This is a genomic window from Aestuariivirga sp. (assembly GCF_044239095.1).
Taxonomy (GTDB): domain Bacteria; phylum Pseudomonadota; class Alphaproteobacteria; order Rhizobiales; family Aestuariivirgaceae; genus Aestuariivirga.
On the sequence record NZ_JBIICB010000014.1, the window covers coordinates 1 to 13,151 of the forward strand.

Below are 13,151 nucleotides of genomic sequence, written 5' to 3' on the forward strand. Positions count from 1 at the left end.
TTTCATTGGCGACCGCGCGCGCAATGGCGCGTGCGGAAACAGCCTTCGGCCAGAGATGCTTCTCGGGAAAGAGCTCCGCCAGATATTCCATGATGGCAAGCGACTCCCACACGGTCTGGCGTCCGTGGCGCAACACCGGCACGCGGCCCGCAGGCGAGTGCACGGAGACCAGCGCGGCCGTCTCGGGCGTATCGAGCGGGATCAGCGTTTCGCGGAACGGTATTCCCGCCATGGTGAGCGCCATCCACGGCCGCATCGACCATGAGGAATAATTCTTGTTGCCGATGACGAGTTGCAGCTTGCTCACTTGGTTTCGACCTTCTCGACGGGGCCTCCGGCATCCTTCCATGCGGTGAAGCCACCCTGCATGTTGAGCACGGGACCGAGCCCCATGCGCTGCAGCACGTCCGTCGCGAGAAGCGAGCGCCAGCCGGAGGCGCAATGGATGACGAAAGTCTTGTCCTCAGCGAAGACCGGCTTGTGATAGGGGCTCTCAGGGTCCACCCAGAATTCCAGCATGCCGCGAGGAGCCGAGAAAGAACCGGGAATGCGGCCCTCGCGCTGGATCTCGCGCGGGTCACGAATGTCGACGATCACCACATCGGGGCGGCCGAGCATCTGGACGGCATCTGCGGCCGAGACATGTGAAACCTTCGCTTCGGCCTCCGCCATCAGCGCCTTGTAGCCAAGCGTGATCTTCTGTGGCATGCCCGCTCCCTGCAACTTCCGCGTATTGCGGATTTTGTTGCTCTCCGCCAAAAGCCCCGTCAAGTGAAATGGATTCACGCCACCCGCTCCGCCAACCCGGCCTTGCCGATTTTCTGAAGATTGCCCTGCTCGGCGCCATCTGGGGGTCGGCGTTCCTGGCGATCAAGCTCTCGGTCCATGAAACCGGGCCGCTCTGGCTGGTCATGATCCGCGTTGCAGTGGCCTTTGTTCCAATCGCGCTCTTCACCTTGTGGCGCCGCGACAGCCTGCCGCCTGACGGGAGGGAGTGGCTCATCATCATCCTCATGAGCCTGCTCAACACGGTTGGACCGTTCTTCCTGATTTCCTGGGCGGAACTCTACATTCCGGCCGGGGTCACATCGCTCATCATGGGGGCCGGCCCGCTGGCAACCCTGGTGGCGGCGCATTTCACGACGCCGGATGACCGTTTCACGGGAAACAAGCTCGCCGGCATGCTGTTGGGCCTTGCGGGCCTCATGCTGGTGGTCGGGCCCGGCATCTCGCAGGGCCTCGGGTTCGATGCCCTGGCCTATGGGGCGGTGTGGCTCGGCATGCTGTGCTACGTCGCTGCCGGGTCGATGATCCGCCTCGTGCGCAAGACCAGCGTTGCCATGATGACCAGTGTAAACATGGGTGTCGGCATCCTCACACTCACGCCGATGCTGCTGCTTGCAGGCGAGCCGCTGGCGCCCATGAGCTTCACCGGCGCGATGGCGGCGCTCTATCTGGGGCTTGTCTGTACTGGCTTGGCCTATCTGCTGCGCGCCCACATCACGCTCTCGGTGGGGCAAACCTACATGAGCATGGCGAGCTACGTGATGCCGCTGTCCGGCGTCTTGCTGGCATGGGCCATTCTGGGGGAACCGGTCACCTGGCATATCGTGGCGGCTCTTGCCTGCGTCCTTGGCGGCTTCGCACTTGCCAAGCGCGGATCATCCTCAAGCCATTGAACTTGCGCGAGTTCCTTTCGACCAGGTGAGTCCATCTGGCTGGAACGCGCGCTAGAGAGATTTCGGCAGGTGGCGCCAGGAAATCCAGCCGATGACGAAAAGCCCAAGGCTCAGGATCACGAACACCATGCCGATGGGGAGCCACAGCAGCGCAAAGGCAAAGACGAAGCCCGGGATCAGTTCCGAGAAGTCGATGTAGGTGCGGTAGACGGCGGTCATGTGCTGGCGCTCACGGTGGCGGACGGCCCGCAGGAAGGGAATGCCGCCAACCCCGTCCAGCGCCGAGGCGGCAACCGAGCCCATGAGCAGGCAGGCAATCGCCACATAGGGCGCAGCGGTTCCGGCGATCCCGGCAAACATCGCGGCGGCAGCGCAGAGCCCGAAGGCGCAGGCAATCACCACCCTCACCCCATGGCGCCGGGCGATCCGCCCGGAGAGCCAGGCCGTGAGCAGCAATGCCTGGCTGGCGGAGATCATCAGGCCTCCCAACGTCTTGCCCAGCCCCGCCTCGACCAGCAACAATGGCCCATAGATGAAGAAGGTGGACCAGAAGCAGGACCGGCCGAAAGCAATGAGCCAGGCCAGCCGGAGCCGCGGCTGAGCCAGAAAACGCCGCAGGTTGCGGAGCGCATTGAAGTCCTCGAGGTTGCCCGGTGGCAGCGCGTTCACATTGTCGGAGAGCCTGAGGTACCAGAACAGCAGCAGCAGGACCGCGGTGGCGGCAATCGCCGCAAGCTGCGGACCCCAGGGTCCGAAACTCACGTAAAGCCAGACCCCGAGCGCCGGCCCGGTCATCCAGGAGAAGGTCGAAAGGCTGAGCCGCAAAGGTTCCGAGCGGGCAAGGTCGGTGCGGCGGATGTGGTCCATGATGTAGAGCGAGAGGGTGATGTTCATCACCGCTGCGCCAAGGTTGCGCAGCAGCATGCCCGCGGCCTGACCGGCCACGACATGGCTCGCAAGGGCAAGACTTGCCGCGATCATCAGGCAGGCGCCGAAGGTATAGGCCCAGCGCCGCCGCATGCGGCCAAGCAGATGCGGCAGCATCAGTGTTGTCAGCAGGACCGTGACCGAAACGGCAGTCGACAGCACGGACACCTTCTGCGCCGCACCGAGAATGTCATAGGCCTGCAACGAAACGACGGTCGAATTGAGTGCCCGCACCAAGGACTCGACCGAAAACAGGGCCGCAAAGGTATAGGCCCCGGCGCGGCGCGGCATTGGCAGGATGGATGATGGGAGATCGGACGGCATGGCGATGGCTGCCGCACACGAGCACCTTTTCACGCTGCTTCGCAACTGGTCCGGAGAGGGATGTGCTCATGCTTTCGAGGTATGGCTTGAGGCAGGCTCGGCCCGGGTCTAGACACGAAGCCATGTCCAGCTCCGAAAAACGCTCCGTCGCCCTCGTGTCAGTGCTCGCAAGCGCCACGCTCGCGGCCGGCAAGATGGTGGCCGCCGCCTTCACGGGCTCGCTGGGCATTCTCTCGGAGGCCATCCACAGCATTATTGACCTTGGCGCCACCGTCATTACCTATTTCGCCATCCGCTGGGGCGACCAGCCCGCTGACGATGAGCACCACTACGGCCATGCCAAGATCGAGAGCGTCGCGGCGCTTATTGAGACAGCCCTTCTTTTCCTGACGACGGCATGGGTCAGCTGGGAGGCCATCAAACGGCTGACAGGCGAGGAGACACACCAGGTCGAGGTGACCTGGTGGGCCATCGCCATCATCGCTGGCTCGATCCTCATCGACTACAACCGGGTGCGGGCGCTGCGCCGGGTGGCAAAGAAGACCGGGAGCGAGGCTCTGGAGGCAGACGCCCTGCATTTTTCTTCCGACATGTGGAGTTCGCTGGTGGTGCTGGGCGGCCTCGGTGCGGTCTGGGCGGGGCTTCCAGCAGCCGATGCCATCGCGGCTCTGGTCGTTTCGGTCTTCATAGCCCTTGCTGGCTGGAGGCTTGGCGCGCGCACCCTGAACACGCTGCTCGACACCGCCCCCGCCGGAGCGACGGAAACGGTGCGCGGGCTGGTGAATGACGTCCATGGCGTGCTGGCGATCAAGTCGATCCGCCTCAGGCCCTCCGGAGCGACGATGTTCACCTCGATCGTGGTCGAGGTGGCGCGCACCATGCCCATCGACGAGATCGTCAGGACCAAGGACGCGATCTTCAAGGCTGTAGAGGACCGCTTCCCCAATGCCGACATCACCGTGACGGCGAACCCCGTCGTGCTCGACAACGAAAGCGTGTTCCAGAAAGTGATGCTGATCGCCACGCGCCGGAATCTCGCGATCCATCATCTCACGGCGCAGAAGATCGGCGGCAAGCTCGCCATCAGCTTCGACCTCGAGGTCGAGGGCTCGATGCCGCTGGGCGAGGCCCATGAGACGGCGACCGCCCTCGAGGAGGCGATCCGGGGCGAACTGGGCTCGGACGTCGAGGTGGAAAGCCACATCGAGCCACAGCCGGAGCGGATGCTGCAGGGACAGGACGCGCCCCCGGGCCTCACCGCGGAGGTCGTGGCGGCACTCATGGAACTTGCCGCACTATACCCCCGCCTCACCGACATCCACAGCATCAGGCTCCGGCGAAACGAGGAAGGCCTGTTCCTCCACTACCACTGCCGATGCTCGCCCGGCGACAGTGTCGAGCAGATCCATGACGACATCGACCGGGTGGAGGCGGGACTGAAAGATCGCTTCGGCGACATCCGCCGCGTCATCGCCCATGCGGAGCCGCTGGGTGCGCGCCGCCACGCTCTGTGAGGTCAGCCGGCGGGCGGAGGTTGCTCCAGCTTCTGGCTGGTCTTCGACAATTCCTTGATGCGCTCCACCTCGCCGTCGGGGATCTCCACCCGGTTGGCAACGCTGAACGCCTCATAGTAGGCGTATTCGAGGGGCACCATGACGGTATAGAGTTGCTGGACCCTGGCGAGGTTGCGCAGCTCAAGGATCATTTCGGAGATGTATTCGGCAGTATCGCGCTGGCGGGCTGGAAAACTTGCCATTGCCGTTTCTGCCGCTCCCGGGGCTGTTTCCTGAACCGTTGCCCGCCGTCTGCTGTCCATCGAATCCTCTCAAGGTTGTCTGTTTTCCCCGGATTTCACTCTATACGTGCTTAATGGGAAGAAAAGCGTCTTAAGATTGAATCCGCGGTGTGGGCGGTAGAAATATATAGCCGCCTTGCAGCGCCGGGATGATCCCTATATGAGGCCTCGGAACCTGTTCAGGACTGTGAATGACTGTCGTCGTCGTTGAATCACCGGCCAAGGCCAAGACTATCAACAAGTATTTGGGCAAGGATTTCATAGTCCTGGCTTCATATGGCCATGTCCGCGACCTGCCTGCCAAGAACGGCTCGGTGCGGCCCGATTCCGATTTCGAGATGGATTGGGAGGTCGATGGAAAGTCATCGAAGCGCCTCTCGGACATTGCTGCCGCCCTGAAGACCGACGACCGGCTGATCCTGGCGACCGACCCCGACCGCGAGGGTGAAGCCATTTCCTGGCACGTGCTCGAGGTGCTGCGGAAGAAGGGTGCCCTGAAGGGCAAGGCCGTACAGCGTGTGGTGTTCAACGCGATCACGCGGAACTCGGTGCTCGAAGCCATGCAGAACCCGCGCGACGTCGACGGCGCGTTGGTCGATGCCTATCTGGCCCGCCGCGCCCTCGACTATCTCGTGGGTTTCACGCTCTCTCCCGTGCTGTGGCGGAAGCTGCCCGGTTCGCGCTCCGCGGGCCGCGTTCAATCCGTAGCGCTCCGCCTCATCTGCGACCGCGAACTCGAAATCGAGGCCTTCCGCGCCCAGGAGTACTGGACCATCGACGGCGCCTTCACGACGCCTCAGGGTCAGGAATTCCAGGCCTCCCTCAGCGCCATTGCGGGAAAGAGGCTGGGCAAGCTTGAGATCACCAACGAGGCCTCGGCGCGTGCCATCGAGCAGGCGGTCAAGGGCCAGCCCTTCAAGGTCGACTCGATCGAATCGAAGCCGGCCAAGCGTCACCCCTACCCGCCCTTCCGCACATCCACGCTGCAGCAGGAGGCATCCCGCAAGCTCGGGTTCTCGTCTTCCCGCACCATGCAGATCGCCCAGCGCCTCTATGAAGGCATCGATATCGGCGGCGAGACGGTGGGTCTGATCACCTATATGCGAACCGACGGTGTCGACATGGCGCCGGAGGCCATTGCTGCCACCCGCAATGCGATCCTCAAGAATTTCGGGGAGCCGTATCTGCCGTCCGTTCCCCGCCACTACACCACCAAGGCCAAGAACGCCCAGGAGGCACACGAGGCGATCCGCCCCACGGAAATGTCGCGTCACCCGATGAGTGTGCGCGGCAAGCTCGATCCCGACCAGTTCGCGCTTTACGAGCTGGTCTGGAAGCGGACCATCGCCAGCCAGATGGAAAGTGCCGAACTGGAGCGCACGACCGCAGATATCGGCACTGCCGGGCATGACGGCAAGCTCTACTCCTTCCGTGCCACGGGGTCCGTGGTGAAGTTCGACGGCTTCCTGCGGGTCTATTCTGAAAGCCTCGACGACGGCGAGGATGAGGATTCACGCCGCCTTCCCGCCATGGCCCGGGGCGATTCCATCGGGGTCAAGAAGATCGAGGGCATTCAGCACTTCACGGAGCCCCCGCCGCGCTATTCCGAGGCCTCGCTCATCAAGAAGCTGGAAGAACTCGGCATCGGCCGGCCGTCGACCTATGTCTCCATTCTCGAAACCCTCAGGACGCGCGGCTACGTCAGGCTGGACAAGAAGCGCCTGATCCCGGAGGACAAGGGCCGGATTGTGACCGCCTTCCTCGAGAGCTTCTTCCGCCGCTATGTCGAATATGACTTCACCGCCGGCCTCGAGGAGCAACTCGACAAGGTCTCCGCCGGCGAGGTCGACTGGAAACAGGTGCTGCGCGATTTCTGGCGCGACTTCACGGTAGCGCTGGAAGACGTCAAGGAACTTCGCGTCACCAATGTGCTGGACGCGCTGAACGACATCCTCGCCCCGCATATCTTCCCGCCCCGCGAGGATGGCGGAGATGCACGCGCCTGCCCGTCCTGCAGCGCGGGCCAACTCTCGCTGAAGCTCGGCAAGTTCGGCTCGTTCATCGGCTGCTCGAACTATCCCGAATGCAAGTTCACGCGCCCGATGTCACCGGGTGCGGAAGGTGCAGACGCCGTTCCGGCAGAGGGCGTCCTCCTCGGCGTTGATCCCGAAACGGGCGAAAAGGTTACGCGCCGCGCCGGCCGCTTCGGCCCCTATCTGCAGCTGGGCGAGGCCGTTGAGGGCGAGAAGCCGCAGCGCGCCTCGATCCCCAAGGGAAAGAAGCCTGAGGAGATCACGCTGGAGGAGGCATTGAAGCTGCTGTCCCTGCCACGTGAGATCGGCATCCATCCGGAAACGGGCAAGCCTATCGTGGCCAACTTCGGCCGCTTCGGGCCTTTCGTGCTGCATGACGGCACCTATGCCAATCTTGAGTCGCCCGAGGACGTTTTCACTGTCGGCATCAACCGTGCTGTCGACATTCTGGCGGAAAAGAAGGCGCGCGGATTCCAGCGGCCAAAGGCAGGCGCGCTCAAGGATCTGGGGGCACATCCCGCAGGCGGCGGCAGCATTCAGGTGATGAAGGGCCGCTACGGCCCCTATGTGAAGTTCGGCAAGATCAACGCCACGCTGCCCCGCGACAAGGACCCGGAGTCCCTGACGATGGAGGATGCCCTGGCTCTCCTAGCGGAACGCGAAGCCAAGAGCCCCGCCAAAGGCAAGACCGCCACCAAGAAGGCCGCTCCAAAGAAGAAGGCCCCTGCCCGCAAACAAGCAAAGAAGGCCGCGCCCAAGAAGCCCAAGGCGGCCTGACAGCCAGAACCCGGATTGCTGGGGGGTATTCAGAAGGCCAGGCGCCCGGCCGATGGCGCTGTCAGCGCCATCGCGCGCTTGGTCAGCGGCCCGTCCGCGCCACGCGCTCGATTTCCTCGCGCACAAGCCGCTCAACCATCGGCGGAAGGTTCTCATCCAGCCATTGCTTCAGCATGACCTTGAGAAGCTCGCGGGTCATGTCCTCGATCGACTGTTCGCCGATGGCGCGGGCAAGCAGACTGTCGGCCAGGCGGCCGAAGGAAGACTGCACGGCCTGGGCCGAGCCGCCAGACAGGATGGGCGCGTCCGCGGTCTTCGGCAAGCGATCACCCTCACGCAAGAGCGATGTGCCGGCATCTTCGCGGGGCCAGGCGGAGGGTTGCGGCTCCCGGGGGACGCGCGGCGCGGGCCTGGTCATCGGCCGTTCCGTTCGCACGGGCGCACGCGTGGGCTCAGGTTCCGTGACGGTGCCCCTGATGCGCGGCGCCGGCTGTGCTGGCGGGGGTGACTGGGCCTGCAGAACCGGCTCGATATCGCGCCAGGAGCGGCGCGGGGTGTTGCTGCGCAGGGCTGCGGCAAGGCTTGCAGCGCGCTGGGCGGGATCGCGCGGCGCCGCCGCGGTCCGGGACCGCGTGATCTTCTCGCGCAATTGCTCGATTTCACTTGATGTCGCCGCCGGCTCCCCGGTCATGGCTTGCCCGGCCGGAATGGCAGACGTTTCAGGACCAATGTCTTCGTTGATGGCCTTGCGGATCGAAGCCAGAAGATCTTCCATGCGCGGTTCTGCAGTCACTTAACCCACCCTGACGGGAGCATCCCTCCCCGTTGAATGACAAGGATTACGCCAGTGCACCCGCCTTGTCGATATGCCGTCATCGCCTTAGAGCATGATCTTGGGCGAATTCCTTTCGACCAGGTGATTCCACCTGGCCGGAACGCCTACTAGTCGACGGTCTTGACGTCCGTACCGATCCACTTGTCGCGAACCCGGAGGTAATTCTCCTCAGGATCGTAAAGCGGCACGGAGAGGCCAATGTCGCGGGCCGTCAGACGGCCGATCGCGGCAAGAAGCTGGTAGCCGGCAACCACGCGCGACTTCTCCGCATTGACCTGCAGCACTTGCGACAGCACCAACTCGCGCTGGGCGTCCAGAACGTCGAGCGTGGTGCGGGTTCCTGCCTGATATTCCTGCTGAACGCCGGTGAGGGCAAGCTGGGCAGCCCGGACCTGGGTCTTGGTGTTCTGGATGATCTGACCCAGACCCATGTAAGCATTCCATGACTGCGCCACGGCACTGCGCACGTCACGGGCCACTTCGATCAGCTGGATGCGGCTCTGGCTTGCCCGCTGCTTGGCCTCACGCACCTGCGAATAGGCGAGACCGGCCTCATAGAGTGGGATGGTCAGCTGGGCTGAAATGGCAGCAGACCGGAGTCCCGTCCTGTCCTCGCCGAAATTCGAGTCAGCCGTCAGCGCCTGTGCCTGGAGGCCAGCGCTCGGCAGCAGGGCCGAACGGGCTACGCCGATGTTGCTGTTGGACGCAACCTCGACGAAAGCCTGCGCCAGAAGGCGGGGATTGATTTCACCGGCGATGTCCAGGGCCGAGGAAAGCGACTTCGGTAACTTCGCAATCTTCGGATAGGAGAGCTTGCCGGGTTCGTTGCCCACCAGCTGGACATAGGTGGCGATGTCCTGTGCCAGAGTCGTCTGCACGTTGACCAGCGCATTGCGTGACTCGGCAAGCCGCGCTTCCGACTGCGCCACGTCGGTACGGGTGATTTCGCCTACGGCGAAACGCTCGTTCGAGGCGCCGACCTGGGTCTGGAGTGCTGCGACGTCCTGCTTCCGCAGCACAACGAGCTGGCGGCCGGCGTAAACGTTCATGTAAGCCTGCACGACATTGAACAGGACCTGCTGCTCTGTCTCCAGAAGGCCTTGCCGCCCCGCATCGACCTGCGCCTCTGCCGCCCTGGTGCTCTCAACCGTGCGGAATCCCTGGAAAACCGGCTGGTTCAGCACGATGGCGAGGTTGCCGGACTGGGTCCGATCCTGCCGCAACGGCCGTTTTGGTTGCTGGAAGTCGTTTTTCACCACGGACTCGCTCTGGACATTACCAGATACGGTAACAGACGGCCGCCAGCCGGACAGCGCCTGCGGAACCAGTTCGTCCGTGGCACGCTGGCCAGCCCGTGCGGCGTTGAGCGTGGGGTTGGTGACGTAAGCCTTCTCCATGGCGCCGAACAGCGTATCCGCCTGCCCAGCAACGGATTGCAGCGTCATCATCACCGTGATGGCTGCGCCGCAGAAAAGGTTCCTTGCCGAGTAACGTCTCATGAACTCACAACTCCAACTCGCTTGCCACGCACTTCGAACTTCCAGCCGCTCAGAACGAGAAAGCAGGCTTCTTCTTCCGCAGCCCCGGCAGGGCTGCAATCGATGCATCGAAGACCGGGCGAACGGCGATGGCCGAGCCCGACTTCGTATGAAGGCAAGCCTTTGCCATGGCCGCCTCCCCCACAACGGCAATCAGCCGCCCGCCGTCTGCAAGTTGGTCGAGCCAGGCCTGGGGCACTTCCTCGACACGGCCCTCTGCGACGATGACGTCAAAAGGCTTATCCCCAGAAACGCCCGCAGCAAGCGGGCCCTCCACGACGTTCACGCCCGCCACGCCTTCAAGGTTATGGCGCGCCGATGCAGCAAGTGCTGCATCACACTCCAGTGCCACCGTGTGCTGGGCGATTGCAGCAATCACTGCCGCCCCGTAGCCGGTGCCGGCACCAACCACGAGGACCCTGTCTTCCGGCCTGATCGCCGCATGCTGCAGCATCCGCGCGAAGGCCATCACCTCGATCAATGCACGCGGGCCGCCAGACGTGTCGGCAGGCTCCAGCGGCACGTCCTCATCCATATAGGCAACCGCTCGCCGGCTTTCGGGAACAAAGACTTCGCGCGGAACACGCTCGACCGCTGCAATGATCCGGCGGTCAGTGATACCGTTCGGTCGCACTTGCGACTCGACCATGTTAAGACGTGCGGCGGAAAAGTCGGTCATCATCGTCCTGAAACAGCCGGGAGCATATCCGGGTGAATAATGCGTTAGCGAAGTCCTCCGCGCAAGTCCATACATCGGAGGCCTGCCGGCATCAGGCCACGGAAGAAGTGGTTGTTTCGCCGGGAGCCATCTACTATAAGCCGCCTCCGAAGGCCTCGTGGCGGAGTGGTTACGCAGAGGACTGCAAATCCTTGCACCCCGGTTCGATTCCGGGCGAGGCCTCCATCGAGAAAACCGCATGGCAGACTGCAATCTCGTCCTCATTCATCGCGGCCCGGAATATCTCCGTGATTTTGAGCAGATCGCCCGGCGCATTGTCGCAATCGATCCCAAAATCGCTGTTACGGCGGTCGGCCCTCGCGTCAAGTCGGTGATGAACGATGCAGAATGGCAGCTCCCAACGCTGACGGTTGCATTTCTCGCCAAGTTCGAGGGCAGCATTCGGCGGGGAAAAGTCCTCATGAACCGCCAGATCCACAAGCCGGGCCAGCACCGTATCTTCGCCGAAGCCGGCCTGCCTTCGCCGCCGATCGCACACTTCGCACCTGGGCTGAAACTCGACCCGTTTTTGTTCGGCGAGTTCGTGGTCCTGAAGCCGATTGACCCAAATTTCGCGTCCTACGGCCGCGGCGTGCAACTCTTCCGGCGCCGCAGGATCGAAACCATGGGCTGGCAGGATTTTCCGCCCGCGCATTTCATCCACCGCGACCGAAAGGGCTTCATCGTCCAGCGCTTCATCGACATCGGCCCGATGATCCCGCTTTACCGCGTGCTCACGCTGTTCGGGGAACCGCTCTACTGCTGGCTGGCACGCGAGAAGGTGCCGCGGCCTCCGATTGCCGGAACGGATGCAGAAATCGAGAATCTCAGGATCACCAACACCGGAGATTTCCGCGAGCGCATCCGCTGCAACGATGGCGATGTGCTCGATCTCGGACGGCGCGTCGGCCACGCCTTCCCCGATATACCCCTCCTCGGCATGGACATCATGCGCGAGGAACGGACAGGCAAGCTGTTCGTCCTCGAATGCAACCCCGGAGGCAATACCTGGCACTTTTCTTCAAAGATGACTGCGGGCATACGCCAGCAGATGGGTGGCGCGAGCCTGGTGGGCGAGAGGAAGGGTGAACTCCTGGGCAGACAGATGCTGATCGACCAGTTCGGCGCATTCGACAGGGCCGCCGAAGTGCTGGTCCGCAAGACCCGCGAGCTCGCCTCCTAGGCAGGCGGCAGAACGCCTGCGTTCAGTGTGAAATGCCGCTTGCCGCCAGAGGTCAATGGCAGAGCCTCCACATTTGTGAAACGGCTGCGCAAGCGCCCTCCCAGCACCGCGTGAAGGTGCTCGCCGATCGCTTGCTCCTGCGAGGCTGTGAGGCTTCCGGCATAGCGGAACTCCATGTCGTCTTCGGAGAGTTGCGCCAGCAGCCATTCATCATGGCCGATGGTCTGCATCAGGCGGAAGCGGTCAATCTTTGGAAGCTCCGGCGCCTCTCCGGGCCGCGTGAACATGTGTTCCCGCCGGCCGGCGATGCTTGCGATGGCCGGCAGGACGCGCCCGCAGCCGCAGGCTGGCCCGGCCACGACGAAGTCGCCGGATCTGTAGCGGAGCAGCGGCGTCGCATAGCCATAAAGCGGAGTCACCACCACCTCGCCCGTTTCGCCCGGCTTCGCACGCGCTCCGTCCGTCTTGACGATCTCTAGCACCAGCTGTTCGCTCTGGATGTGATAGATGCCGCTGCCGGGGCATTGAACGGCCATCACGCCGCCCTCGGCGGATGAGAAGGCATCGATGATCGTACTGCCGAAGGCACTGGCCGCGGCCTCCCTCACCTCGGGCGCCAGATACTCCCCCACGCTGACTATAAAAGGAATGCTGAGCTTCGTGCCGGTGCGCAGCGCCTCGCAGGAAAGCCGCAGGATGTTGGAAGGCAGTGTGTTGACGTAGACCGGACCGCGTCCCGCCATCTGCTCCAGCTGCTCGCGCGCAGGTGTCGCGATGTCGATCCACAGGCGCTCGCCGCGCTCTGCCGGGTCGCGCCAGGGAAAGCCCCATATCTCCTGGCGCGGCTGATCCTGCCTCAGCTTGCGGAACACGAAGAGCGGACGCGACTGGTCAAGGCCCCAGCTATGATACATGCGATAGCTAGCCAGAAGCCGTCCCACCGCCTCGAGCGAGGTAATGTCCCGCCTAGCCGCGGGCCCGGTGCTGCCGCCCGTTGTGAGCGGCGTGATGACACCATGCAGTTTGGAAAAGCTACGGGGCCTGAAGGCATCGAAATTTTCGGTGATGTCACGACGGCTGATATATGGCTGGGCCAGCCAGAAATCCGAATTCGCCGATAGCCCCTCCGGCGCCACTCTGCGCGCGGCGTAGAAAGGCGTTTCCTCAAAAGCATGCTTTGCAAGCCGTTGCAGCAACCTGGACTGGTAGGCGTCGAGTTCCTCCCCGGAGGCTCTCTCCGACGTCAGCAAGCTGTTGAGATAGGCCTCCGCGATGTCCAGTCCCGACATTCCGCTGTCTCCGCCAAAAAGAAAGGGCGGAAAACCGCCCCTTCCCGAAACTC

At 63.4% G+C, this 13,151-nt stretch carries 12 protein-coding genes and 1 tRNA gene; 5 read left to right on the forward strand and 8 right to left on the reverse strand.

Translation table 11 applies throughout. The features are described 5' to 3' along the window. Together ACILRA_RS02480 and ACILRA_RS02485 are read right to left on the reverse strand one after the other, a co-directional pair. Positions 1-307: glutathione S-transferase N-terminal domain-containing protein (locus ACILRA_RS02480; RefSeq protein WP_395660508.1), on the reverse strand; the 307-nt coding region annotated here is incomplete at its 3' end. After that, the gene (locus ACILRA_RS02485) at positions 304-708 is read right to left on the reverse strand and encodes a rhodanese-like domain-containing protein (RefSeq protein ID WP_395660509.1); all 405 of its coding nucleotides are present in this window, start codon (positions 706-708) and stop codon (positions 304-306) included. The genes ACILRA_RS02485 and ACILRA_RS02480, both read right to left, overlap by 4 nt. Positions 709-776: 68 nt before the next feature. Here ACILRA_RS02485 and ACILRA_RS02490 point away from each other — a divergent pair, with 68 nt between their 5' ends. Then, the gene (locus ACILRA_RS02490; protein ID WP_395660510.1) at positions 777-1,679 is read left to right on the forward strand and encodes a DMT family transporter; all 903 of its coding nucleotides are present in this window, start codon (positions 777-779) and stop codon (positions 1,677-1,679) included. A 51-nt stretch (positions 1,680-1,730) separates the two neighbouring features. On the opposite strand, the gene ACILRA_RS02495 is transcribed toward ACILRA_RS02490, so the two are convergent. Beyond that, the gene (locus ACILRA_RS02495) at positions 1,731-2,930 is read right to left on the reverse strand and encodes an MFS transporter (RefSeq protein ID WP_395660511.1); all 1,200 of its coding nucleotides are present in this window, start codon (positions 2,928-2,930) and stop codon (positions 1,731-1,733) included. Between the two features lie 122 nt (positions 2,931-3,052). Between ACILRA_RS02495 and ACILRA_RS02500 the strand changes: the two genes are divergently transcribed. Further along, positions 3,053-4,444, forward strand: a complete 1,392-nt coding sequence (locus tag ACILRA_RS02500; protein ID WP_395660512.1) for a cation diffusion facilitator family transporter — start codon at positions 3,053-3,055, stop codon at positions 4,442-4,444. Between the two features lie 2 nt (positions 4,445-4,446). Here ACILRA_RS02500 and ACILRA_RS02505 read toward each other — a convergent pair whose 3' ends face one another. Then, positions 4,447-4,686, reverse strand: a complete 240-nt coding sequence (locus ACILRA_RS02505) for a hypothetical protein (RefSeq protein WP_395660513.1) — start codon at positions 4,684-4,686, stop codon at positions 4,447-4,449. Positions 4,687-4,916: 230 nt separating this feature from the next. Between ACILRA_RS02505 and topA the strand changes: the two genes are divergently transcribed. After that, entirely contained in the window at positions 4,917-7,535 is a 2,619-nt protein-coding gene (gene topA / locus ACILRA_RS02510; RefSeq protein WP_395660514.1) for a type I DNA topoisomerase, read from the forward strand. Between the two features lie 82 nt (positions 7,536-7,617). Here topA and ACILRA_RS02515 read toward each other — a convergent pair whose 3' ends face one another. From ACILRA_RS02515 to ACILRA_RS02525, 3 genes are all read right to left on the reverse strand, one after another. Further along, positions 7,618-8,310: a PopZ family protein gene (locus ACILRA_RS02515; RefSeq protein ID WP_395660515.1), complete on the reverse strand. Its 693-nt coding sequence runs from the start codon at positions 8,308-8,310 to the stop codon at positions 7,618-7,620. Between the two features lie 167 nt (positions 8,311-8,477). Then, complete coding sequence (locus tag ACILRA_RS02520) at positions 8,478-9,869, reverse strand: TolC family outer membrane protein (protein ID WP_395660516.1); 1,392 nt, start codon at positions 9,867-9,869, stop codon at positions 8,478-8,480. 49 nt (positions 9,870-9,918) lie between these two features. Next, positions 9,919-10,587: a protein-L-isoaspartate O-methyltransferase gene (locus tag ACILRA_RS02525; protein ID WP_395660517.1), complete on the reverse strand. Its 669-nt coding sequence runs from the start codon at positions 10,585-10,587 to the stop codon at positions 9,919-9,921. Between the two features lie 151 nt (positions 10,588-10,738). On the opposite strand from ACILRA_RS02525, the gene ACILRA_RS02530 reads away from it, so the two are divergent. Together ACILRA_RS02530 and ACILRA_RS02535 are read left to right on the forward strand one after the other, a co-directional pair. Beyond that, positions 10,739-10,812, forward strand: a tRNA-Cys gene (locus ACILRA_RS02530). A 13-nt stretch (positions 10,813-10,825) separates the two neighbouring features. Next, positions 10,826-11,809, forward strand: coding sequence for a hypothetical protein (locus ACILRA_RS02535; RefSeq protein WP_395660518.1), 984 nt, complete (start codon positions 10,826-10,828; stop codon positions 11,807-11,809). Here ACILRA_RS02535 and ACILRA_RS02540 read toward each other — a convergent pair. Further along, positions 11,806-13,098 carry a phenylacetate--CoA ligase family protein gene (locus tag ACILRA_RS02540; protein ID WP_395660519.1) on the reverse strand — a complete coding sequence of 431 codons (1,293 nt, stop codon included), beginning with the start codon at positions 13,096-13,098 and terminating at the stop codon, positions 11,806-11,808. The genes ACILRA_RS02535 and ACILRA_RS02540 overlap by 4 nt on opposite strands. Positions 13,099-13,151 lie beyond the last annotated feature (53 nt).

Excerpts from the sequence above, each read along its gene's own strand:
- ACILRA_RS02485 (WP_395660509.1), bottom strand. The coding sequence starts at position 708 with ATGCCACAGAAGATCACGCTTGGCTACAAGGCGCTGATGGCGGAGGCC.
- ACILRA_RS02490 (WP_395660510.1), top strand. The coding sequence starts at position 777 with ATGGATTCACGCCACCCGCTCCGCCAACCCGGCCTTGCCGATTTTCTG.
- ACILRA_RS02495 (WP_395660511.1), bottom strand. The coding sequence starts at position 2,930 with ATGCCGTCCGATCTCCCATCATCCATCCTGCCAATGCCGCGCCGCGCC.
- ACILRA_RS02500 (WP_395660512.1), top strand. The coding sequence starts at position 3,053 with ATGTCCAGCTCCGAAAAACGCTCCGTCGCCCTCGTGTCAGTGCTCGCA.
- ACILRA_RS02505 (WP_395660513.1), bottom strand. The coding sequence starts at position 4,686 with ATGGCAAGTTTTCCAGCCCGCCAGCGCGATACTGCCGAATACATCTCC.
- topA (WP_395660514.1), top strand. The coding sequence starts at position 4,917 with ATGACTGTCGTCGTCGTTGAATCACCGGCCAAGGCCAAGACTATCAAC.
- ACILRA_RS02515 (WP_395660515.1), bottom strand. The coding sequence starts at position 8,310 with ATGGAAGATCTTCTGGCTTCGATCCGCAAGGCCATCAACGAAGACATT.
- ACILRA_RS02520 (WP_395660516.1), bottom strand. The coding sequence starts at position 9,869 with ATGAGACGTTACTCGGCAAGGAACCTTTTCTGCGGCGCAGCCATCACG.
- ACILRA_RS02525 (WP_395660517.1), bottom strand. The coding sequence starts at position 10,587 with ATGACCGACTTTTCCGCCGCACGTCTTAACATGGTCGAGTCGCAAGTG.
- ACILRA_RS02535 (WP_395660518.1), top strand. The coding sequence starts at position 10,826 with ATGGCAGACTGCAATCTCGTCCTCATTCATCGCGGCCCGGAATATCTC.
- ACILRA_RS02540 (WP_395660519.1), bottom strand. The coding sequence starts at position 13,098 with ATGTCGGGACTGGACATCGCGGAGGCCTATCTCAACAGCTTGCTGACG.